The organism is Psychromonas marina (genome assembly GCF_030161115.1).
Taxonomy (GTDB): domain Bacteria; phylum Pseudomonadota; class Gammaproteobacteria; order Enterobacterales; family Psychromonadaceae; genus Psychromonas; species Psychromonas marina.
In genome coordinates, this window is record NZ_BSPQ01000002.1 from 505,404 (window position 1) to 527,591 (window position 22,188).

Annotated in this window: 27 protein-coding genes and 1 pseudogene; 21 read left to right on the forward strand and 7 right to left on the reverse strand. The window is 37.9% G+C overall.

Annotation, left to right across the window (positions count from 1 at the left end):
- Positions 1–154 precede the first annotated feature (154 nt).
- Positions 155–646: a hypothetical protein gene (locus tag QQK09_RS06465; protein WP_284203295.1), complete on the forward strand. Its 492-nt coding sequence runs from the start codon at positions 155–157 to the stop codon at positions 644–646.
- A gap of 21 nt (positions 647–667) precedes the next feature.
- Positions 668–790: a hypothetical protein gene (locus tag QQK09_RS06470; RefSeq protein WP_284203296.1), complete on the forward strand. Its 123-nt coding sequence runs from the start codon at positions 668–670 to the stop codon at positions 788–790.
- Between the two features lie 69 nt (positions 791–859).
- Here QQK09_RS06470 and QQK09_RS06475 read toward each other — a convergent pair whose 3' ends face one another.
- The 3 genes from QQK09_RS06475 to gntH form a co-directional block, all read right to left on the reverse strand.
- The gene (locus QQK09_RS06475) at positions 860–1,345 is read right to left on the reverse strand and encodes a hypothetical protein (RefSeq protein ID WP_284203297.1); all 486 of its coding nucleotides are present in this window, start codon (positions 1,343–1,345) and stop codon (positions 860–862) included.
- 82 nt (positions 1,346–1,427) lie between these two features.
- Entirely contained in the window at positions 1,428–1,955 is a 528-nt protein-coding gene (locus QQK09_RS06480) for a hypothetical protein (RefSeq protein WP_284203298.1), read from the reverse strand.
- A gap of 101 nt (positions 1,956–2,056) precedes the next feature.
- A complete protein-coding gene (gene gntH / locus QQK09_RS06485) occupies positions 2,057–3,682 on the reverse strand; it encodes a guanitoxin biosynthesis MBL fold metallo-hydrolase GntH (protein ID WP_284203299.1) in 1,626 nt (541 codons plus the stop codon).
- A 131-nt stretch (positions 3,683–3,813) separates the two neighbouring features.
- Here gntH and QQK09_RS06490 point away from each other — a divergent pair, with 131 nt between their 5' ends.
- Complete coding sequence (locus tag QQK09_RS06490; RefSeq protein ID WP_284203300.1) at positions 3,814–4,719, forward strand: LysR family transcriptional regulator; 906 nt, start codon at positions 3,814–3,816, stop codon at positions 4,717–4,719.
- 29 nt (positions 4,720–4,748) lie between these two features.
- Here the strand turns inward: QQK09_RS06490 and QQK09_RS06495 are convergent, their stop codons facing one another.
- Positions 4,749–5,852 carry an OmpP1/FadL family transporter gene (locus tag QQK09_RS06495; protein WP_284203301.1) on the reverse strand — a complete coding sequence of 368 codons (1,104 nt, stop codon included), beginning with the start codon at positions 5,850–5,852 and terminating at the stop codon, positions 4,749–4,751.
- A 368-nt stretch (positions 5,853–6,220) separates the two neighbouring features.
- Here QQK09_RS06495 and QQK09_RS06500 point away from each other — a divergent pair, with 368 nt between their 5' ends.
- The 10 genes from QQK09_RS06500 (at position 6,221) to QQK09_RS06545 (ending at position 15,883) form a co-directional block, all read left to right on the forward strand.
- Positions 6,221–7,003, forward strand: a complete 783-nt coding sequence (locus QQK09_RS06500) for a hypothetical protein (RefSeq protein ID WP_284203302.1) — start codon at positions 6,221–6,223, stop codon at positions 7,001–7,003.
- Positions 7,004–7,878: 875 nt separating this feature from the next.
- Positions 7,879–8,457, forward strand: a complete 579-nt coding sequence (locus tag QQK09_RS06505) for an ankyrin repeat domain-containing protein (RefSeq protein WP_284203303.1) — start codon at positions 7,879–7,881, stop codon at positions 8,455–8,457.
- A gap of 1,004 nt (positions 8,458–9,461) precedes the next feature.
- Positions 9,462–10,598 (forward strand): DUF4238 domain-containing protein, encoded by a 1,137-nt coding sequence (locus tag QQK09_RS06510; protein WP_284203304.1) that lies wholly within the window; start codon positions 9,462–9,464, stop codon positions 10,596–10,598.
- A gap of 964 nt (positions 10,599–11,562) precedes the next feature.
- Positions 11,563–12,159, forward strand: coding sequence for a hypothetical protein (locus QQK09_RS06515; RefSeq protein ID WP_284203305.1), 597 nt, complete (start codon positions 11,563–11,565; stop codon positions 12,157–12,159).
- Between the two features lie 341 nt (positions 12,160–12,500).
- Positions 12,501–12,857 carry a hypothetical protein gene (locus tag QQK09_RS06520; RefSeq protein ID WP_284203306.1) on the forward strand — a complete coding sequence of 119 codons (357 nt, stop codon included), beginning with the start codon at positions 12,501–12,503 and terminating at the stop codon, positions 12,855–12,857.
- A gap of 366 nt (positions 12,858–13,223) precedes the next feature.
- Positions 13,224–13,685 (forward strand): hypothetical protein, encoded by a 462-nt coding sequence (locus tag QQK09_RS06525; RefSeq protein WP_284203307.1) that lies wholly within the window; start codon positions 13,224–13,226, stop codon positions 13,683–13,685.
- 125 nt (positions 13,686–13,810) lie between these two features.
- Positions 13,811–14,101, forward strand: a complete 291-nt coding sequence (locus QQK09_RS19360) for an excalibur calcium-binding domain-containing protein (RefSeq protein ID WP_284203308.1) — start codon at positions 13,811–13,813, stop codon at positions 14,099–14,101.
- Between the two features lie 117 nt (positions 14,102–14,218).
- Positions 14,219–14,704 (forward strand): GNAT family N-acetyltransferase, encoded by a 486-nt coding sequence (locus QQK09_RS06535; RefSeq protein ID WP_284203309.1) that lies wholly within the window; start codon positions 14,219–14,221, stop codon positions 14,702–14,704.
- A gap of 151 nt (positions 14,705–14,855) precedes the next feature.
- Positions 14,856–15,344 (forward strand): GNAT family N-acetyltransferase, encoded by a 489-nt coding sequence (locus tag QQK09_RS06540; protein WP_284203310.1) that lies wholly within the window; start codon positions 14,856–14,858, stop codon positions 15,342–15,344.
- A 122-nt stretch (positions 15,345–15,466) separates the two neighbouring features.
- Positions 15,467–15,883: a GFA family protein gene (locus tag QQK09_RS06545; protein WP_284203311.1), complete on the forward strand. Its 417-nt coding sequence runs from the start codon at positions 15,467–15,469 to the stop codon at positions 15,881–15,883.
- Between the two features lie 210 nt (positions 15,884–16,093).
- On the opposite strand, the pseudogene QQK09_RS06550 reads toward QQK09_RS06545, so the two are convergent.
- A pseudogene (locus tag QQK09_RS06550) lies at positions 16,094–16,222 on the reverse strand (IS110 family transposase); the annotation flags it as partial.
- Positions 16,223–16,342: 120 nt separating this feature from the next.
- On the opposite strand from QQK09_RS06550, the gene QQK09_RS06555 reads away from it, so the two are divergent.
- The gene (locus tag QQK09_RS06555; RefSeq protein WP_284203312.1) at positions 16,343–16,627 is read left to right on the forward strand and encodes a hypothetical protein; all 285 of its coding nucleotides are present in this window, start codon (positions 16,343–16,345) and stop codon (positions 16,625–16,627) included.
- A 175-nt stretch (positions 16,628–16,802) separates the two neighbouring features.
- Positions 16,803–16,949 carry a hypothetical protein gene (locus tag QQK09_RS06560; RefSeq protein WP_284203313.1) on the forward strand — a complete coding sequence of 49 codons (147 nt, stop codon included), beginning with the start codon at positions 16,803–16,805 and terminating at the stop codon, positions 16,947–16,949.
- 160 nt (positions 16,950–17,109) lie between these two features.
- Here the strand turns inward: QQK09_RS06560 and QQK09_RS06565 are convergent, their stop codons facing one another.
- A complete protein-coding gene (locus QQK09_RS06565) occupies positions 17,110–17,436 on the reverse strand; it encodes a winged helix-turn-helix transcriptional regulator (protein ID WP_284203314.1) in 327 nt (108 codons plus the stop codon).
- A 173-nt stretch (positions 17,437–17,609) separates the two neighbouring features.
- On the opposite strand from QQK09_RS06565, the gene QQK09_RS06570 reads away from it, so the two are divergent.
- From QQK09_RS06570 to QQK09_RS06595, 6 genes are all read left to right on the forward strand, one after another.
- Positions 17,610–18,137, forward strand: a complete 528-nt coding sequence (locus QQK09_RS06570; RefSeq protein WP_284203315.1) for a hypothetical protein — start codon at positions 17,610–17,612, stop codon at positions 18,135–18,137.
- Positions 18,138–18,299: 162 nt separating this feature from the next.
- Positions 18,300–18,545 carry a Rho-binding antiterminator gene (locus tag QQK09_RS06575; protein WP_284203316.1) on the forward strand — a complete coding sequence of 82 codons (246 nt, stop codon included), beginning with the start codon at positions 18,300–18,302 and terminating at the stop codon, positions 18,543–18,545.
- A gap of 97 nt (positions 18,546–18,642) precedes the next feature.
- On the forward strand, positions 18,643–19,302 hold the full coding sequence (locus QQK09_RS06580) for a LysE family transporter (RefSeq protein ID WP_284203317.1): 660 nt from the start codon (positions 18,643–18,645) through the stop codon (positions 19,300–19,302).
- A gap of 96 nt (positions 19,303–19,398) precedes the next feature.
- Positions 19,399–20,004 carry a hypothetical protein gene (locus tag QQK09_RS06585; protein ID WP_284203318.1) on the forward strand — a complete coding sequence of 202 codons (606 nt, stop codon included), beginning with the start codon at positions 19,399–19,401 and terminating at the stop codon, positions 20,002–20,004.
- Between the two features lie 180 nt (positions 20,005–20,184).
- Positions 20,185–20,481 (forward strand): hypothetical protein, encoded by a 297-nt coding sequence (locus QQK09_RS06590; RefSeq protein WP_284203319.1) that lies wholly within the window; start codon positions 20,185–20,187, stop codon positions 20,479–20,481.
- Positions 20,482–20,561: 80 nt separating this feature from the next.
- Positions 20,562–21,167 (forward strand): hypothetical protein, encoded by a 606-nt coding sequence (locus QQK09_RS06595; protein WP_284203320.1) that lies wholly within the window; start codon positions 20,562–20,564, stop codon positions 21,165–21,167.
- 82 nt (positions 21,168–21,249) lie between these two features.
- On the opposite strand, the gene QQK09_RS06600 is transcribed toward QQK09_RS06595, so the two are convergent.
- Positions 21,250–22,017, reverse strand: coding sequence for a carbohydrate deacetylase (locus tag QQK09_RS06600; RefSeq protein ID WP_284203321.1), 768 nt, complete (start codon positions 22,015–22,017; stop codon positions 21,250–21,252).
- Between the last annotated feature and the right edge of the window lie 171 nt (positions 22,018–22,188).

The window sequence follows — 22,188 nt, forward strand, 5'->3', positions numbered from 1 at the left end:
ATTCTGCAGCTACAATTATAACGGCTTTTAAATTTTAACCCTGCGTGTTGCTGTTTTCTAGGTAAAGAGGGTTGTATATGTGAGAAAAATAGAGGAAATTAAACAGATCTATCATAAAATTAAAAACAGCATAGTTAAGAGGGGTAAATATATTTTGAAAAATATTAAAACCATGAAAGTGTTTGGCAGTGCATTGCTTATTTTTGGTTGTTTTATCATTGTACTTGTTTTGGGTGTCGATTTTACTTCTGAAGATAAGAATAAAGTCGAGAGCAACACCGCGCAGCACCGGGTTTATGAATCGATAGGTGAGTTAGGGGGCTTTTCAAAGGGTGAGGGCGTCACGGCAAATATAATCAATGAGGTTAACGACAACATCGATAACCCTGATCTTGACGTTATTATTAACTGTTATACAAACAGCAGTGTCACTGCTTTTCGTGATTATTTAAGAGCGGTCAATTTTTCGAAGGGACAGTTTTGTAAGGTACAACAAAACTTAGAAGTCACATCGACAACGAATCAAATTAACAACGAACGATGTATCGCCCCTGCATCAATCATATTGAGTGCTGATGAACTTGAAAAATTAGATCGTCAATATACGGGAGATCTCACAGCAGATTTAGCCAGCTGTAAAATTTAAACAATACTAAGGGAGAGTAATATGAGTGAAACAAGTATCCACGTATCACTCATTGCCAACCTATCAAAAATTCGTAAAGACTATTCATCGAGTCATCAGAATAACGGCTTCACAGCAGTTAAAATAGGCTGCTTATCTTATTAATAAAGAATATTTCGAGGCTGAAGGGAAATAGGAATAGAGCCGAAACTCTACCCCCATTAGGTGGAATCGTTAATTAATATATAATAATCTACCGCGTTCAATATCTTGTTCAACTATATCCGTAGACAATATGCTGTGCTCTTCATTACGATGATCATGTCCATGTTGAGCAGTATTATGCGTTTCTTTCTCTTTTAACTTTTCAACATCTAAATAAGTTAAGGTTAATTCATTACAAAACGTTTCATTCCATAATAGTTGACCTTGTTCACTCGCCATTATTTCTTCAGCTTTTGTGCCCAAACTATTCATGTAATACATGCCTAACTCCTCACCATCAACGTTTGCATGATTGATAAGGTTGATAAATGCTGGTTCTTGGTCTTCTTCTGATAAGTGACCATTGTTGTAACAGACTGTAAGGCTAATAATGTCATTGCCTAATGCTTCAAGTGCAGGATTAAAGTGATTATGGTTGTGGTTGTGCTCTGTAGCATTCACTAAGCTTGGTAATAAAATAAAAATACTGATAATTGATGTTGTTACTGTGTTCATAATAGTTCCACCTATTTATATTGGGTTCTACAAAGGCTTGTAAATCACACTTAACAAGCCTTTTTATTGCTTTAAAGGCATCTTAAGAAGCTGGGTTGATAGTGATTGTTGCTGGTGGCAAGGTGTAAGTCATCGGCTTCATTTCCCACTGACCCTTTGCCTCCAGTGCAACCGCTAACGCTTGTGCATCTTGACAAACGTTAGCGGGTTTACTATCTGCCCAGTAAGAAGGACCTGATGTATAACCGCACATTACACTAAAGCGATTAGCTCCATTTTTAGTGGTGTAATCCGTCATGATCACACCGCCTTGTCCATGGGTGATTTTTAACGAGCCTTTATCTGCGACATGCATCGCGTCACCCGGGTTCGGTTTTTCATAGGTCGTGTACATACCGGCCTCGGACATAAATTTATTATCGTACTGCGTGTACCCCTTTTTCTCTGATGGATAGGTCAGTTGATAATTTGGGTCTATATCCGCAAGACGTTGTTGGTTATTGGTTGCGCCAGGTTGATAGTCATATGCATTAGACTGGTTGTTATTTTTTGCAAAAACAGAGCCTGAAATAAGGCTGAGTAATATGGTTGCTATAATTGAATTTTTCATAATTAACTCCAAATGTCGAGTAAACACGATTAAGTAATAAACTAAGTGCGACTCTTAAATTTTGTTAGGGGATAAGGTGCATCCCCTACATTGATACTGCGCTATTTTTTATCTGTTCCAGCACCTTCGCCAGGCTCTGTTGGACGGCTCACTGATTTACGATCTAAGTTATGATGTTCACGTACTCTGTCCATATACTCCTGCTTACTGTTCATACCTTTTTTCATTGCTTCAGGCACTTGTTCTGCCGGAATAACAATATCTCTGTCCACTGGCCACTCGGTCATTAATTCAGGCATGTAACCCTCTGGGTAGTACAGTTTTGGGTCTATCTCTAAATCACGAATCTCTTGCTCTTGAATATCCTCTCGGCTATTTTTTGGCATTGGAATGCGAAAATCAGAGCCATCTGCCATATCAAATTGTGGCGCTCGTGCATTAGGGAAGTCCGGTAAAATACCTTCACGCACCCATGCATTATCTTTTGTCATGTTAACAACAATGCCATCTGGTGCTCCAAAGTGGTATGGGCCTTTCCAGTGATGGCGAACTTCAGCCACTGTTTCTTCGTTTAAATACGGGTCAAATGTCATATGTGTTGTCATAAACAAACGAGGTTGTACTTCATTTGCGACATAACCTGCTGCATACGCTGGTGTATGGTGTGTATCAACCGTATAACGCGCTAAGAAAGGCGGTACACCTTGTATGATTGAAGAAACACCAAAGGTTTCTGTTTGCAACTCAGTAATGAAGAGATCAGCACCTTTTGCATATTTCAAATCAAGTTCTGTCGGACGACCATCACCTGTCCAAACGACCGATAACACGCGACCATCTTCTTGCGTCCAATTCAAACGATAACCAGAAGCGCCATCTTTTGCGTGGCTGCGACGCCAATGAATCACTTCAACATTGTCTTGCTCGTAAATCACACCACCGTCATCACGAAAATCAAATTCATGCACCACAATATCGTTACCCGAGGGGAAAACATCAAATGCATCCGTATGCCAATTAAGCATCTGTTGCATGCCTTCAACCATGTGGCGTGTACCGTACTCAGGTGTTGCACCACTTGGACCATAGATGTTCAAAGGTTTTTCCCAACGACCATTCCATCCACCAAATTGGTATAGGTAAGGTAGCGACCCATAGTGGTCGACGTGTAAATGTGTAATGAAGATATGATCTAATTCATTCATTGCCACACCCGCCGCTACATAGTTAGCGATAGACGCTTCACCTAAATCAAAGACGAAATTTGAACCGTTACCGAGTTCAACATAAATCGAGGTGTTTGCTTGTCCAGGGCGGATCATTGGTGATGTTCCCATAAAGGTCACACGCATCTCATCGGGCTGTACTTCTTCAGTACGTGGGTACCAGTTTGCGCCAGACACCATGTGATCGCCGTAAGGTGCGATGCCTTCAAACATCAAACCTTCCTTCCAACCTGTCTTAGTTTGGCTACGGTATTCGCCATTATTTACACCGCCCATCAGCACATCTAAGACCTCTTTTTCTGAAGAATATAATTTTCCCTCAGGTTGGCTTTCGATGTATTTATCTAACGTTTCACCTTCGTGATACTCAAACTTTTGCATGTTTTTAAAATCAGTTTGTGTTTGTTTAGTGTTGTATTGCATCATCGGGTCGGATGCAAATACCGAGGAGCTAAATATAAGCGCCGTTGTGATTGTTGATAATTTTACCAATGTTGTCATAAATTCCACCTTATGTGTGAGTTGACTCATTTGTGCTGCATATCTTGTTTCGATGAGGTGATTATTGATGAATTAAAGATGTAAATATATAATGTGTTTTATATGTAACACATCACAATATGAGATATGTAATGGAATTAAATCGAGTTGACCTGAACCTGTTAAAAGTATTTTTAGAAGTGTACCGCTTAAATTCAATTACCTTAGCGGCGCAAGCACTCGAGACAACACAGCCCGCGGTGAGTGGTATTTTAAAGCGCCTGACAGAGCAATTAGGGCAGCAACTTTTTGTGCGAGAAGGGCGTGGGATTGCACCGACTAATATCGCCGTACAATTAGCGAAAGAGATTGAGCCGTTATTTGTAGGCATTAATAATGCGTTAAATAACCTACAAGCATTCGATATTAATCATCCTCGTACTTTCAATGTTTATGTCACTGAGCCGATGATGTTGCTGTTACAGCCCTTAGTCGATGCCGATAAGAGCATGGGAGGCTGTTCGATTAATTTTCAGCTATCTCCCTCCTCAGATGAAAAGTTATTAGATAAACTAAGCAGACAGCAAGTAGATTTGGCCATCGATTTTGGGCAGTTTAATCACCCTTCTTATAAAATAGCGTTGTTTCATCGCGACCAGCTAATAGCGACTTGCAGCAAAAATCATCCTGTTGTGCAAGGACGACTTACTTTAGATCAGTACTATGCTGTGGATCATGTGCGTTTAAAAATGCGTCGTACAGGCGTTGATGGGGTTAACGCACTAAGCAAAGTACCTCTTGAGGCGCGTAATGTAATGGCTGATTGTGATTCTATTATGTCAGGGCTTGCTCTTGCTTCTCAAAGTAACATTGTTTGTTTATCGACAAAAAGTATGGCAGCGGTTTACGCGCCACTGTTTAACTTACAACAACTGGCATTACCTTTTGCAACACATCCATTAGAGCATTATATGATTTGGCATAAACGTAATAATAAAAGTGAAGCGCAACAATGGTTGCGTGATAAATTATGTACTTTACTTGCGACAAAAAAATAAGAGAGGCCTCGTAAGGCCCCTTTATAATATTAAAAGCTTAATGATCCGGTAATAAAGTGCACACGGTTATTTTCATAATAACCGTCTGTTAACCCATGGTTAGTTATTTCAGCATTCCCCAATGATTGATACTGATAAGCTAGGCCTAAAACCATGCCGTTGCTTAATGTTTTATGACCACCAAAACCAACTCGCCATTGCTGATCCAGTGGCAGAGCATGACCGCGGTTATTCGCGTCTAATGGACTTGAGTCAATACTTGCCCCTGTCTGTAATGTCCAATCCTGTAGTTGATAACTTAATGCTACACCAACACCATAAGTATCTTTATAATCATCCCCAAAGCGACTCCACTGTTGCCAGTTCGCATTAGCCATAATAGCCAAATCATCGGTTAACTGGTGTTGCACACCAATTTCTACCATTTGCGGCCAGTTCAGATCAACAATACCAAAACCATCCATATCTAATTCATGTTTAGCGCCATAGTTATAAGTCATACCCAAGTGAGTAGTCTCGTTTAATTGGTACATCGCAGACAGTGCAAAGGAGGGCGCCCAATTATCATCTTTTATTTCATGATTATTTAATCCAGAAAATTCAGATTTTACTGTGGCATATTGCGCAATTAAAGAGCCTCCAAGTGATAACTGCTCATTAACTTGATAAGCCGCCGAAGTCGTTAAATTCATAATAGCGATCATATTGCTATCAACTAAGCTCTTATTTCCCGCTCCTCCTGTCAGACCATTACTGTATTCCATGCCTAAGCCGCCTGCTGAATGTGCAGAAATCCCAACTACCCACTCTTCATTAAGACGCTGTGCATAAGAAAGGTGTGGCATAAAGAGATCTGATTCACCCTTACTCGTCGCGTCATCATTGTCTCGTTCAAATTCATTACCGACGTTTAAATATTGAATACCAATCACTGTGCTGTTATCACTGATACCACTTAACCCGGCCGCATTAGTGATCGTTGCTGATGCGTCACGATTATTGGTTACCCCCGCAGCTCCCGCCGTTGCAACACTTTCGGCCGTCCCTATTTGTGATAAACCTAACCCTGCAGCAAAGCTACCCGTTGAGAAAATGATACCTGCTAACGCGATGGATAAAACTGATTTTTTCATTGTGACTCCATTTCTTAATATTTCACTCTGTATTGAAGAGCGATTAAATTAATGACCCCATTAGAAATGAGTTTCTAATGACGGTTGTGAATGGAGATCATGTGCGTGACAAGGTTGTTAATACAGCCCCTTTGGCTTATAGATAGCATCACGAATACTGATGAGTAATGTCGTTAATCATACAAAATTCGAACAGAGCAACTGTATATATACGCATAGCTAATCAGGGCTAGGTGTATCTGCAGATAGAGTCACCATTTCATACATCGATAATTCATATGAGAGATATCTATTAAACATTATTTATTAATCGCATTACTCCTTTCATGATAGCGCCACATTAATCAACAATATAATAAGGTGATCACATGAGACTCAATAAAAAAAAGCTACTCGGGCTACTTTGTGGTTCACTAACAATTTTTCAAGTTAGCGCAGCCCAGCTTACTTTGAAAGATGGTCGTAGCTTTGATGGAGAGATAAAAAGTCATCATAGTGATAGGGTGATATTCAATGTTGAGGGAATAGAGATGATATTTCCGACAGAAGATATTAAAAGTATTGATATGGCGCAACATCATGAGCAGTCACCATTGAGTGCTACGCAGCAAGAAAATGAGACTGTAAGTGCTCCTGAAGAAGCTTCAGTAGCACTTACAGTGGATCGCCACACGGTTAATACCGGCAGTACCTTAATGGTAAAAATCAGTAAGGGTTTTAATAGTCGACATCACAAATCAGGTCAACGTTTTAGTGGGGTACTTGAAAGTAACTTAATGTCAGGCAATGCCATTGTCGCACCTAAAGGCAGCGAAGTTTATGGGGTACTCACAGAAGTGAAAAAAGCTGGCCGCATCGCAGGGTCTGCATCGTTAAGTTTTACATTAACGGAGCTTTCCATTGCCGGTACGCTGCATTCTATTTCCACCCATGCATTGACTGGTGAGGGAGAAAATACGGCAAAAGAAACGGCTGGAAAAACAGCACGCGCGACCGCTATTGGTGGTTTAGTAAATGGAAGTAGTGGAGCAAAGAATGGCGCTAAAGTAGGTGTAGGCGCATCGATTCTAACACAAGGCAATGATATAGAAGTGCCTGATAATTCGTTACTTGATTTTATACTTGCTTCGCCATTGATTATTGAGCAATAGGCACATCATCAATGGCAGTAACTAGCCTCTTTTTTGCATATGGTATTGAATCTTGTATTTAGTATTTGTTGGTTAGAATAAATGACGACTTCGTTTTCTATCTCAGTGTGGAGCGCGTTGTGAGATAGGGAATGTTAGTGCGCCAATGCACTACTGCAACCTGTATTGAGAGGACTATCGTGGAGACTTAATCTGTGGGTTTACTAATATTTCACACATTCTTTTTTAGTTACCTCATTTTTCAGTCTTTGCGCCATTAATCCGTATTTTTGTTGATAATGCAGAACTCCCCTATTAATTGCCATGACTTTCATTTGATTGTTTGCTTTAATGTATTGTTTTTATGTGGACAAAGCGTATATTTTAACAAATTAAATTATTCCGCGCTTCCTTTGTTAAATGTGGAATGGTTCGGGTTAGTTACTCTGTTATAAAGTGTTCATTTAGTGTGTTGAGGTTGGTTTTGTAAGTCCAAAAATCAGCAAAGTTTTTTGCGAAGTTGGTATCACTAACTTCGTTGTAACATTACTCAAATTGGCTAGTTTTCAAAGCCTAAAAGTCGTTACTTGCTGTGTTTTGCACTTCAAGTGCGGTAGCCTGTTTGAGCGTCCAAAACCTACTTTCAGCAAGCGATTTAAAATTGGTTTTTAGCTTCGCTCGTCAACGTGCTTCGCTGAGAATTAATCTTAAATTTAAAAGGGCAGTTATATCGGAATGTACCTTTCAATTGTAGGGTTCAATGGTTGACTTTATAACAAGCAATTTAAGTCGGAACAAAAACAGTTGGCTTTGTTTCGTACCTCAACAAGTATAGCCAACTACTTTTGTCCGCTTAATATGGGCGTTATGCGCCAGTGCAAGGAGTCGTTATTTCAATGATTGATTCATACTTCGAAATCTTAAATGAGCTTAGTCACGAAGATATAATCGAAGTGTATCCGACAACATTGGATGTGAATCTTCCTGACAAAAGTGGAAATTATTTGTTAGATGAAGCTTGCTCGCTTTCTCAAATTGAAAATGTGGCATTTTTTATATCTAAAGGTGCAGATGTAAATAAACTAGATGAATTTGGGGCTACTCCAATTCTTCGCGCTGTAGATTCTGGATGTATTGAAATTGTTGCCTTATTAATCTCATCAGGAGTAGATGTCAATATACGAGATGATTGTGGGGTAACTCCTTTACTTAAAGGGGTGGAGTCTAAGCATTGTGAAATTGTTTCTTTGCTAATATCTGCTGGCGCAGATATTGAAAGAAGGGGATTTATGGATCAGACTCCTTTTTTGAAAGCTTGCAATTATGGACCACTCAAACTTATCGAACTTTTAGTTAAAAATGGCTGTAATATTCATGCTACATACAGAGACTATGGCGAGGAATATACTGCTTTTGAAAACGCACAAACAATAGAAATAAAAAAATACCTTATTGGCTTGGGGGTTGGCGCATAACAAGCGCTTTAAACGGAACAAAAACAGTTGGTTAGGTTCCGCTTCGCTCCACATTATAACCAACAATTTTTGTCCGCTTAAGCGGGCGTTAGTTCGCCTTAAACCTTTTGCTCGTATTGAGTCTCTGAATTGTGTTTAGTGTTTCAGAGTGTTTTGCTCTGTTCGTCAATTATTGCGTTGTGGGTTTTGTGAAAGTAGGTCATTCCGTTGTTTGTGTCTAGCTGCTAATAGTCGCCAGCGGTAAAGTTTAATATCGGAGTGAATCAGAACTCGCTCCATTATCGACGATTGCAGTTTTATGCGTCATTCTGTTTTTAGTTTTTGCAAAAGAATTGCGTTGTAGGTTTATGTTTTAATGATTTATTCTGGTTTCTTCGCGGTATAAACGTTAAAGTTGCGTCATGAGTTATCATTAAATATGTGGTTGTAAAGCTGTCCAAGACGGCAACTAACAAGCACTTTAAACGGAACAAAAACAGTTGGCTACGTTCCGCTTCGCTCCACATTATAGCCAACCATTTTTGTCCGCTTAAGTGGGCGTTAATTGGCCTTAAAATTATTTGGGATATGTTTTCAAATTTAAGTGTTTTAATACCAACTAATTGATGAAATACGCTCAAATAAGTTGTCTCGAATGTGACTTTTAATCTGCACATTCAGCCAGATTAAGGTATTTTCGCTAATAGAGTTTTGCTTTTATAAAAACCAAAAGCATAAAACTCATTAGCTTAGTTTTTAGTAAATAGTGGCTTCATTTTTTGCCTAGTTTTCGCGCCATATTGAACGTGTAATTTTGCTAAAAAGGTGTGTAGTTTCCGTTTGGTATTTGGTTTCTCAATATCGAAATGGTCACTAGAATAATTGGTGTTTAAAGTTCTATTATCGGCATCAATTAACAAGGCATTTAAACGGAATAAAAACAGTTGGTTATGTTTCGTGCCTCAACATTATAACCAACTATTTTTATCCGCTTAATGCGGCGTTAGATTTTTCAAGGAAGATTTGTGAAGCTTTCACATAAACATCATTATGTACCAGAGTGGTACCAAAAAAGATTCATGTTTGAAGAGCAGAAGGCTTATTTCAGACTTGATCTCTTTCCTGAAATCATCAAAAGACCCGACGGTAAAATTATAAAAAAAGGAGAAATCCTGACTAAAGGTCCGGGAAAATTTTTTTATGAAATTGATCTATATACGACTAATTATTTTGGGCATAAAAATGATGATATCGAGCGCCACCTCTTTGGCAAAATAGATACTGAGGGAGCAGCCGCTATTTCTGCAATGGCTTCTCCTGATTGGATGCGCTTAATTCACCCTCACATATTAAAGTATTTTGAATATTTAGATGCTCAAAGGTTAAGAACACCTAAAGGTCTAAACTGGCTCGTAAAAGAGACTAAACCAAAAAGTTACAATGATCTTTTAATGAAGATGCAGGAAGTCAGAAGGATGCATTGCACTATGTGGGCAGAAGCATCAATGGAGGTTGTGAGCGCAAATAACTCAGGTACTAAATTTATTGTAAGTGATACACCCGTAACATTTTATAACTCTGTATTTTACCCTGCCAATGCTAAATGCGTATTCCCATCTGATCCAGAAATTTACTTAAAGGGTACTAGAACAATTTTTCCCTTAGATATGAATCATTGTGCAATTTTAACAAACGTTGAGTACGCGAGAAGTCCAGGTAAGTTAAAAGCCCCTAAACCAAGAACAAACCCGCGATATTTTGATGAAACAATCATTAACTATAGCGATATCATTAGGGAGCGGGAGTTAACTGAGCAACAAGTACTCTCGATCAACTATATTCTTAAAAAACGAGCTACTAAATATATTGCGGCGGCTAAGAAAGATTGGTTATTTCCTGAAAACTACCTAAAAAAAACAGATTGGAGATCACTTGACTCTGTATTTGTTTCCAATAGTACTAAGCTTTTTGGCACTAACAGAGAAACATTTATTGGCGGTAAAGATGGTAAGTTAATCGCGACTCAAGATGAATTTGGTCGTAAGCCTAAATCTAAAGAAGAATGGTTAGAGAAAGAAAAACAAGCTAAAGCCATGCAAGAGCATGTTATGAAGTTATTAGCTAAAGAAAAATCTAACAAGTCATTTCAGCAGGACAAATAACAGTTGGCTTTGCTCCTGCGTCGCTATTTTAGCCAACAATTATTTGCCTCTGAATGAGGCGTTATAAGGCTGTTCATTTAGAATTTTAATGTGGGTTTTATGAAGCCCGAATCAGTACTTTTTTTGCGAAGTTTGCATTAATAACTTCGTTTTAAATTTGCTAAAATTGGCTGGTTTTACAAAGCCTAAACGTCGTTACTTGCTGTGTAATTCACTTCAAGTGCGGTAGCGTGTTTGAGAGACCAAAACCGACTTTCAGTTGTCGATTTAAAATTGGTTTTTAGCGTCGCTCGTCAATACGCCTCGCTGAGAATTAATCTTAAATTGAAAAGGGTAAATCACATCGAAATGTGGTTTCCAATTGTAGGTTTCATTGTTTGACCTTATAACAAGCAATTCAACTGGAAGAAAAACGGCGGGTCATCGCTACGCGATTTTAACCCACCATTTTTCTCCAGTTAATATGGGCGATATATGCTGTTCTTTGTGAGCTGTAGTTAATTAATAATGTAAGGTACAACGGGTATGGTAAATATTATTGTATTGGGAATTATCTATTTTGTTCTTCAAATGTTCATATATTTACAAATCAAAAAGCATAATAAAGAGATAGTAGATCGAGTATTTGAAGGTGCTTTCCTTAAAAATAATTCGGATCATCACTTGAGAACATCACTGTTTTATTTAAACCCCTTAGAATGGAAGGGGATCAAGAAATTTCATATCACATTTCTTTTATGTTTTAATTTATTGCTCTTTATTTACGTAGTTTTTAGGTTATTTACTGGTTAATTTAGTCTTTTATTAAATTACTTGCGAGCATATAACAAGATCTTTAAACGGAATAAAAACAGTTGGCTACGTTCCGCTTCGCTCCACAATTATAGCCAACCATTTTTATCCGCTTAAGCAGGCGTTAACTGGCTGCGGAGTTTCTATCATGTCATTTCATAGAGTATTATATTTGGACAAAGAATTCATATCAGAGCTATATGAAGAAAGTACTGGAAACTCTCCATCAGTGAATATCACAAAATCTGAAGGCGGTAACGCCGGTGTGAAAGCTTTGTTTATGAGCGCAAGTGTCACTTCAACTGAAAGTAAAAATTATCAAATATCCACGTCAAAAATGGTTAAAGACCTGAAAGAGGAGTTAGTTAAATATAATCATTTAGACTTTTTAATTAATACGGAGCTCGGTTATAACTCTCAGTATTTCTGGGTAACAGGAAAAATGACTGTTGAAAAAACGACACGGTCTACGCAAACCGAAAATGTAACCATTGGTACTTCTGGTGTAAAAACAGATAAAGTTGGTGAACCTAAAATAAAAGGTGAAGAACAGTATTTTTGTATCCGTGATATTAATGGAAATAGCTTTCCATTGATTGCGAGCGAAGAATATTTTTCATCTAATGTGTCACAGATAATCGGACTTGCCGGGGTTGTCGTGGAAGCTGTTAATTTTGAAGTTAAAGCATTACTTCGTATTTTACCCGCTAGGACTTCTTTCAAGGGGGGGGTAGCAATTCCTTTGATTATTGAAGAAGCCACCACTTAGTACCAAGTTTGAAGTGCGGCAAGATGCTCACATACAAACGGAAAATTAGTGCCGTTTGATGATTGTGTTTGCCCCGATTAAAAGACTATCCCATGTTATTGATCTAATTTTTATGCCACTTCACCTATGTTATTTGATTTTTGGCGAATGTTAAGCCAATCAAAGTAAGACTATCCACTATATAGACAGTCATTCATGATGCTAAATGAATCTCTTTATTATTGGTATATTTATTGCTTCTTTATATCGTATTTAATTCTTTCAAAAGAACGGCAAAATAGTTACTTTTTCTTGTTGTTGCCGATTACTTGTTTAAGACATTGTATTAATTGAGGCTATTTATGACATCAGTAATAATGAATAATTATGTTGCATCAAAGCAATTAACGCAGCCTGTGGATTTACAAAATAAAGCCAATGTAAATAAAGAAACTCCAGCAGGTGTGGAAGCGAATAAAGAACAAGTTAATATTTCCGAAGAGGCAAAATTGCTTCAAGCTGCTTCAGTTAACGCAGATCAATCTGAAAAAGGTGTTAAAGACCGAAACCTTTCCGATGACGTTGAATCTTTTGCTTATGGCGCATTAGGAATGGAACATCCTGATGAGGTTGAGGAGGAAAAAGACGGAAGTTACACTGCAGGTCAATATCTCAAAGGTGCACTTACCGTTGGGGCTTTAATACTAGCGGTTGTTTAATCTTTTAAATTAAAGATATGGAAGATAAGTACCTGTGCTTGCTCAAGCGCCTTATAACACTAAAAATATGCTGTAGTAAGAGCTTGCGTATTGAGTTGGCGCCTAAAGGGATTAATGCTTCTGTTATTTGTCCACGACCATTCGTATCCAAATTTTGGCGAAACCTATTTTAGGTGAAAGTGCTGATATACAGGCTCCTATTCACGCGACTTTAGTTGCAGACGTCGCTAATGATGCTTTGAATGCTATAGTAAATAACGCAGGTATAATAGTGACTCCGGATGCTGAAAAAAGATATTGGAACCTTTATCCAGTTGATTGGGGTTAACTATTTAGGCTCATTATAATCATTTCAGGAGTAATAAATTGAAAAAAATATTAATTATAGGTCTGTTGTTGGTTGTTTCTAAATCATCTTTAGCGGCTGGCTTGATAAATGAAATGCAATCTTGCCAAGCGCTTATCGAGTTTATTGATAATAAACTTGCTGTCGCTCCATCAAATTATGATCAGGAGGATGTACAAAAAGTGCGTAAAGGACTTGGAACGTATGATCAATACATTCAGCGCCAAATAGTTTCACCAGGTTTGTTGGAATTTAATGGTGGTGATAAAGACAAAGCGAATCAAATGCAAACACAAGTAGATACCTATAAAAATACCTTAGTTAAACAGCTTGAAACACGCTACCCACAAAATCGCTTATTCATGGATCATGCAATTGCTGTAAATAATTGTGCAAAACAAGCCGTACCGTCAGGGGGAGAGTTGGATGAATTAAAAGAAGCTCTAAACCTAATGGTTAAATTAGCCAAAATAAGCGGATAACAAACTAGCGTTAGGCGTTTAAAGGGCACTAAAATATTGGGTTACGTTTCGCTGTGCTACACATTTTAACTCACTATTTTAGCCCGCTTAACACAGTGTTAGAATTATTTCGTAGAGTAGGGTAAATGAAAAAAATTGTTTTATTAGTATTAGTGGCTTTAGCTGGATGGCAAATATATGCGGAGCAAAGTGTTCCGGTTATAACGAATGCAGACCTTCAATTATTAAATGAACCAACTGAATTTGTAAGCGATTCACCGCCCGTTTATGAAGCAAGTTATTCTTGCGATGGACGTCAGCATTGTAGCCAAATGACTTCCTGCGAAGAGGCTAAGTATTTTATTCAAAACTGTCCAAATACAAAAATGGATGGAGACCATGATGGCATCCCTTGCGAAAGACAGCATTGTTCCTAAGCCAATTCTACTAGGCGTTTAAACGGAACTAAAACAGCGGATTACGTTTCGCTTAACAGGCGTTGATGCTCTGGTCTCATTACCATGACGTGTCGTAATATCTAAAAAGGAGCTTAAATGTACAAAATCCGTCAAGCTATCACAGAAGACATCAGTCGTATGGCAAAAATAGAAGAAATTTGCTTTTCCGAAACTGAAGCCGCATCGTTAGCATCATTTCAACAGCGATTTGCAGTATTTCCAGAATGTTTTTTTGTGTTAGAGAGCGATGGTGTTGTCGTTGGTCATATTAACGGTTGCATATTCGATGCACCTGAACTGCCTGATGCGCTGTACTCAGATGCAAGACTTCACTGCCCTCAAGGTGGATACCAAACCGTATTTGGGTTGGCTGTTGATCCTCAATACCAAAATAAAGGCTATGCGTCGGCACTTACTCACTACTTTATCGCGTTTAGTCAAAATAGTGAGCATAAAGGGATGGTGCTGACTTGCAAAGATCACCTGATTAAATTCTACCAGAGCTTTGGATTTGTTCATCAGGGAATATCAGACTCAAGCCATGGCGGGGTACAGTGGAATGACATGTTGTTAACCTTTTAATTAATAACAATAAACAGCTGGTGGCTATTAATATGCACATGATAAGACGTTTAAAGGGAGCTAAAACAGTGCATGGTTTTTTCAAAAAGACTGCAAAAATACAGAACAATTTTAGCCTGCTTAATGTAAGTGCTAACTGGTAAGGTTTACGATGGAAGTTTCGTTAAATGAGATTAAATTAGAGTCTCGCCATGTACTTGAGAACCTTTTTCCTTATTATATTTATGATATGTCTGAATATATGGGATGGGCTCCGAGTGAAAGTGGGCTATTTACTTACAACGCAGATAGCCTTGACCTCTATTGGAATAGAAGTGATCATTTTCCCTTCTTTATCTATGTGGGTGAGGAGTTAGCAGGTTTTGTACTGATTAGAAAATATCCAGAAAATGAGTCAGTCTACGATATCGCTCAGTTTTTTGTGCTTAGAAAATTTAAAGGGAAGGGCGTAGGTAAAAAGAGTTTAGAGCTTGTTGTTGGTCTATTTCCTGGAAAGTGGCAGATTCGCGTTTTAATCGAAAATGATGGTGCGTTAATATTTTGGCAATCGGCCGTTGCAAATATTGTTGGTGAACACTATGAGCAGACTAAAAGCATTGATGTCGATTTACTCATGCATTTCTTGTCGTTTGAGGTTTAGCCCGTGACAAAGTGCTTAAAGGAAACTAAAACAGTGGCTTTGGTTTTGCTTCGTTACCCATTTTAGCCCACTATTTTTGTCTGCTTAAGCGGACGTTGTCGTTTAATTAAGGTGTCATAGATATGTTGAGTTCAGAAACAAATTGCCTTTGTGGTGCTGTTAATATTATCGCAGAGGAAATTAACCCTAAATTCACAGTGTGTCATTGTCAGTCTTGTAGGACATGGGGCGGTGCACCATTTTTTGCTGTTCAATGTGGAACGAAAGTAAAAATTGAAGGTGGCGATAAGGTGAAAATGTACGAGTCATCAGCTTGGGCCTCTCGAGGTTTTTGCATGGAGTGTGGTACTCATTTATTTTATAAGCTCAAAGCAACAGGTGAATATAATATGCCCGTTGGTTTGTTTTCAACATTGAACGATTTAGAAATGGATATGCAGTACTTTAGTGACATGCGACCTAGCTATTATTGCTTTTCAAATGAAACCAAAGAGATGACAACAGCTAAGATAATGGCTTATTTTACCTCTAAAATGTAGCCCCAAAAATAGCAAATTATTTAAAATTAACCGTTGGCCATCGCATCGTGACTTTAGCCAACTAATTTTATCCGCTTAGTGATGCGTTTGAATGACTTTTTGCATCAATCTAAATATTACTTTTCCATTTTTATATCTTTAGCTGCTTCATGTTTTCTCTGTTATTAAGATAATTAACGTACAGAATGAAGCAAGTAATTACAGCGTTGCTGCGGATTTGTTACTGAGTATCCGATTGAGATGAATGGGCTTTGCACCACGTGCATCTTCTATATATGCGACATCAGTAAAGCTTTTGTGAGTATCTAACGCGATGAAAAGTATGTTATGTTTATCCATGCTAGCCTGACATTATCTTGTTAATAGATATATTATGGCGCTGGTTGAAAAACTAACCCACGGTAGAGGCTAGCGTCTTCGTGGGAGTCATTATTTCTCTATTTCTATTGGATATTTATTATGAATTTGGATAAATCGACAAAGCGTATCTCAAAAAGAGTTAAAAAAGGTTTTCAGGGTTATCCTCAAATTTCACTCTCATATTTTGGTGCGTCAGCTAATGTCGCAACCGAAGTCGTGGTAGGTTTTACCTCAGAAGAGGGAATGCCTGTTCAGGAACAGACGTTTTCCAGTAAAGAGGATGTAAGAAAAGACCAAACTATTCAAACTACATTATTAAAAGTTATCGAGCTGGCTGGTGCAAAAACAGTATTAGAAGTTGAAGGTGTTTCAATTATCAAATAAGCCTAGCAAGCCAGACATATAACAAGTTATTTCAACGCAACTAAACAGGTGCTTAGGTTGTTGTTCTGTTGATTGTTGCGAAAGTAGAACGTTAGGTGCAATGAAAACAGTAATCGGATGGGAAATGCCGTATTCTTAAAGCTTCAATCTTGAAGATATATAAAGGAAAACAGGAATGGCTAAGCAAAATTACTCTTTTGAAAAACGTCAGAAAGAGATCGCTAAAAAGAAAAAGAAAGAAGAGAAGCGTTTGAAGAAATTAGGTACAGCCGAGACAGAGCATCAGGATGTTCAACCATTATCTGAAAACGACGAGACATAAGTCATATTCACCAACACATGAACACGCGAGATCTGGTCTTTCATTTTGTTTATTAGTCATTTACAGTGCTTACTTCTCACTACAAAATGAAAGATCTGACTCTATTTATCTTGACCCCATTGATTCCTTTTGCTCGATATTTTAACGAAACTAAAATTGGCTATTGTTCGTCTAGGCTTGCATCATATGCTTTTCGTGACGCTAATATGTTATTGGTGTTATCTTTGGTCCAATCCTGAATATCTAATAATATTTTTATTAATGATTGCCCTGAATCTGTTAGTGAATATTCAACCTTGGGTGGAATTGTTGGATAAATTTTTCTGTTAATTAAGCCATCCCGTTCCATTCCGCGCAATGTTTGAGTAAGCATTTTCTGAGAAACGCCCTCAATTTCTCTACGTAACACTCCGAATCGTTTTGTTTCATACATCAGTGAGCCAACGATTAAAATAGTCCATTTATCTGCAATTCTATCAAGTACCATTCTTATCGGGCAGTCTTTATTGTAAACCGTGCAATCATCCATAAATCAATAGCTTCCGTTGGTTACTTATAGGTGCCTACACCACTTTCAGGTACCTTCTATCAACATGATACCGAAATGTATATGATGTTTCCTTCTAATTTTTACGATCAAAAAGATCAAAGGAGATAACGTTGTTGCATTTATTAGGTAAGAAAAATGTATTACTGACTTCGTTTATATTGATGTTAATTATGTTTAGCATCGTAATGTTTTTTATAAACCCTCAAATTGATGGGATAAATGGAATGGGTGTGATCAAATTGCAATTGTCTTTTGACAAAGATATCGGCATAGAAATAATCGAAAGTTGGGGGGAGTCTGGCATAGCGCATTTTAAGCGATGGATATTTGTAGATTATATTTATGCTGCCTCATATTCTGCCTTTTTTGCATCTTTATTATCGTTACTGATTGTGCAAAAGGGAAAAACTAAATCACTCAAATATACATGGGTTGTTGTGTTGGCATTTGCGGCTTGTGTATTCGACTGGGTTGAAAATACGATGGAGTTGTTGTTTTTATATAACCCGTCTGCTTTCCCTGACTCATTATTCTTTTTACATTCTGTCATTGCCGCGTTGAAATGGGCTGCAGTTCCAATTGCTGTTGTTTATGTTATTGCATTAATGACTAAAAAAAGTAAGATTCACGCCAACTAAAGATAACAAAAACATTAAACGCAGCAAAAAAGTTGGCTATGTAGTGTTTCCCTCCATAATAGTAGGCAGCCATTTTGCCCACTTAAGTGTGCATTGTGTCAGTGTTTGCAATAACGGTTATTCAGTCTTACAGTAAGTAATCCATTTTCAGAGGTGAGTCTGATGATAAGTTGCAGTGAATACGATTATATTGAAATTGTCTGTTTGTTCCACTATCCGGTTAAATTAACCATGAAAGCGGGTGAGTCTATAACAGGTGTTGCTCTTGATACATTGCGTAATACGGCTCGTAATGAGTGCATCAAGCTTAATATTAACGAAACAGATATGCTGGTTGAATTGGATGGAATATCTAAACTCGCCGTCTTAATTGATAATCCACATTTTACGGAGATTATCTTTAAATGATAATGAGCCAGTGAGTCTGTGTTATCAATCGTGATTGATGTGGGCGTTTGTTTTATTGTGAGTTTTTGGCATTTAATTTTTAAGGGATAACATTAATATGGAAATAAGTTTAATTGGTATTTTTGCAACGGTCGCTTTTGCTCATTTCTTGGCCCTCATTAGCCCTGGCCCCGACTTTGTCATTCTAGTAAAAAGTGCCGTGAAAAATGAAAGTAAAAAAGCGATTGGCGTTGCACTGGGTATCTCAATTGCAAATGCTTTATATATCGCATTATGCTTAATCGGAGTAGGCTCATTATTAGCAAGCTCTGTGTTTATAATGATTGGGTTAAAAATTTCTGGTGGGTTATTTCTACTGTATCTAGCAATCCAAGCGCTTCGTGCGAAAAAAAGCGATTATGAAAGTCTATCCGCTCAAGTAAGTCAGAGTGAAAATAATGAGACTACCTTTTTTAAAGAGTTTATTGTTGGCTTTATGTCTGGGATTTTAAACCCTAAAAATGTGCTATTTTATTTAAGCCTATTTACCGTTGTATTAACCAAAGATGTCAGCCTTACATTTAAAATTCTACTGGGTATTTGGATGACATCATTAGTCTTTATTTGGGACTCTGCAATTGTGTTTATTTTATCTGGCGATAAAGTGAGACGCAGATTTTCGAAGCTGGCTTATTACATTGATAAAGTAACGGGCGCTATTTTAGGTTTGGTAGGCTTTACCATTGTGAAGACCGCGTTAACCAAGTCAACGGTGTAAAATAGAACAAGCTGCTCAGTTGGTAAGTAAAACGCCATATATTTCATCGTTTGCATGGTTTATATAACAACATCCCCCAAAGTTTAAAGGATTTCAATGAGCGCTAACTTTATCTATTTAATTAAAAATCTAGTTGTTTTTTCACTGCTTATTTCGGTTATCTCTGGTTGCACAGATAAGCATGAACCGGCTAGTTGCCCTCCTGATTGTCCCGAAGGGATAACATCATCATCTATCACTGAAACTGATCAATATATGATGGGAGAATGGCAGGTATTTACACGGCAAATAAATGCAGATAATGCGAGTGAATTACAAGGAACAATGACCATCGATAATAAAATATCCGATGGCCTGTACGGTGGCATTATCAAAGGAGAAGCAAGGGCGATGAGTTTTGATTTTTCTGATTATGACTGCAGTGAAAAAGAAGAGCTTACTTTTGTTTATTGTAGTGATAAAGAAATGGTTCTAAAAGTGGACTGGAACGTGACGTTGGGAATGTCCACAGACGGTATTGAACTGACAATAAGTTTCCCTTATTCGCCCGTTAGTATATATATGGATGTTCATGAAAATTACATCGGAAGATCTTTAGGCGTAAAGTTTAGTACCGGAGAGGAAACTTACTTAATGGGTAAAATCATTAATGGTAAGTCGCCTCTTGATACGATGGACACTCGGACGATTAAAATGAATTGAATGTTACTCAGAATGAGGCGTTGATGAAGTGAGAACCTGCTTTAGGACTTCTTCATTTTAATATCAAGAAAACCGGGTGTAAAAAAACTTACATAAAGCGCGAATACTGTTGGTAATTGCTAAGGATATTCCAGTCGCAAATCTAATACGTTAACAGGTCGTTATAGCAAAAGGGATTTTATGAGTAGTTGTTCAGAGTTAACCATATTTAAAGTATCGAAAGAAAATATTCCAAAGGTCATCGCATTAAGTCTATTAATTATTGATGAAATTAACGCCAATGAAACAGTTATCACTTCTCATAATATATTGCAAAAAACAGATAATGAAGAAGAACTATGCTGGCACCTAACTTGGATTAACAAAGAGGCCGCGCAATTAAATACTGAAAAGTGGCCAAATTTACCCAGTACGAAAGCGTTAATGTCTCTTGTCGGTGAAAAGGTTTACTACGGTCATTTCGTTGATGTGGCTTAGGTATACTGGGTGTTAGGGATTTTCTCTTATGGTACATAAAGCAATTTATCAAATTGGTAATTCTACAAATGGAATAATGCATGTTTCCTATCACAACCGAAGTGCCAGCAGATATTGATTTTGTTGACTGGCATGGTGGCATTCAACTTTATGGATTCTGGTGTATTAAAATCGAGGATGATGCTTGGGTCGATCGTTTGAACAGGGTGAGGTCTATTTTTCATCCCTACCTTCAAACTGGTTATCAACGTTTTCATCATGTCACCATTGCAACGGTTGGGTTGATGGATGCTGAACGTTGGCAAGTTGTTGAGCGTCAAGTTAAGTTATTACGACGTTTGAATTGTGAAAAATTTAATGTGTGTTGGGAAGGTCTCTCTTCGTATGTGCACTCTCCAATTGTCAGTGTTATTTCTCCAGATAATGGTTTATCGAAATTAAGGGACTCACTTCATTTAATTTCTACTGGGGATGATTCGAGTGTTTTTGATGCACATATTACGCTTGGGTATTATGCAACGGCTTTGTCTCTCGAGAAAGTACCTATGGGGGGCGAGGATGTTGATTTAGCCACGCTTGAGCATTTGAAGGTCGACAACATTCAATTTTGTACCTATCAAACAAATACTATCAAGGGACCAATATCCGTTAAGTATATAATCGACCTCGCTACTGCATTGTCATAAAGTTAGTCACTAAGTTAATCGACTCACTTAACCTGTTTTCTGTGTGCTTTTAACGTTGATTTTATGACTGTTGATGCATCTATTATGAGGTGACCTCATCGAATCCAATACATTCAATATTTTGCGCTTTTAACCACTGGCACAGTTCGTTAGAGGTTAAAATATCTCGTTCAATGTTACGTGTTTCAATATACCCCGTTAAGCCAATTAGGTCTGCATTATCCTCTGTGCTGGGATGGCACATTAACTCTAAAATACCATCGGGCATGGTCTTTTGGTAACTGAGCAGTAGTGTCTTTAACTGCGCTAATGAGACTCCTTGATCAAAAAAGCGCATGTCAAAAGCATCGGGTGTTGCAACCTTTAATCCTGTTTGTCCTGCAACGATATTATCAATGCGGCGCACGGGTAAATTAATGTCATTAGCAAAGCGAATAAACGCCTCTTTTAAAGGCGGATAAACACCAGCAAAATGATGACTGTCAAGATGATTAATTTCAAAACCAGCAGCAATCGCGGCTTGATACTGCGCCATTAATTCGTTGTAGACGTGATCTTGATTAATATCCTGTTTCTGCATCAACGCAGCACGACCGAAGAAGTCTCCATTATCATCGATTAAGCTCGGCACTTGATGCGCAGGAGAGAGTGGTTTTCCTGCGGTAACAGTAAAGTGTAAACCGACTTCTGGAATTAAACCTTGCTGATATATGTCTGCTGCATTTTTTACGCCGGGTTGATTCATCATCACTGTTGTTGATTTAACCACACCTGCTTTAAAGCACTGCACGATGCCATTATTGACACTTTCCGATAACCCAAAATCATCTGCGTTGAAAATTAATTTCATGGATATTTCCTAAAATGTCACCCTAAGCGGGTGACTATAAAAAGTTACTTGAGTTAATAAGTTGTTTTTGATGATACTGCCTGCAATCGGAAAGTACCAAGTACTTTATCCATCGCAAAGGTACAATGTGAGTTACAAAACCCTTTTTGATCGAGAAAAATGGCCGAACTC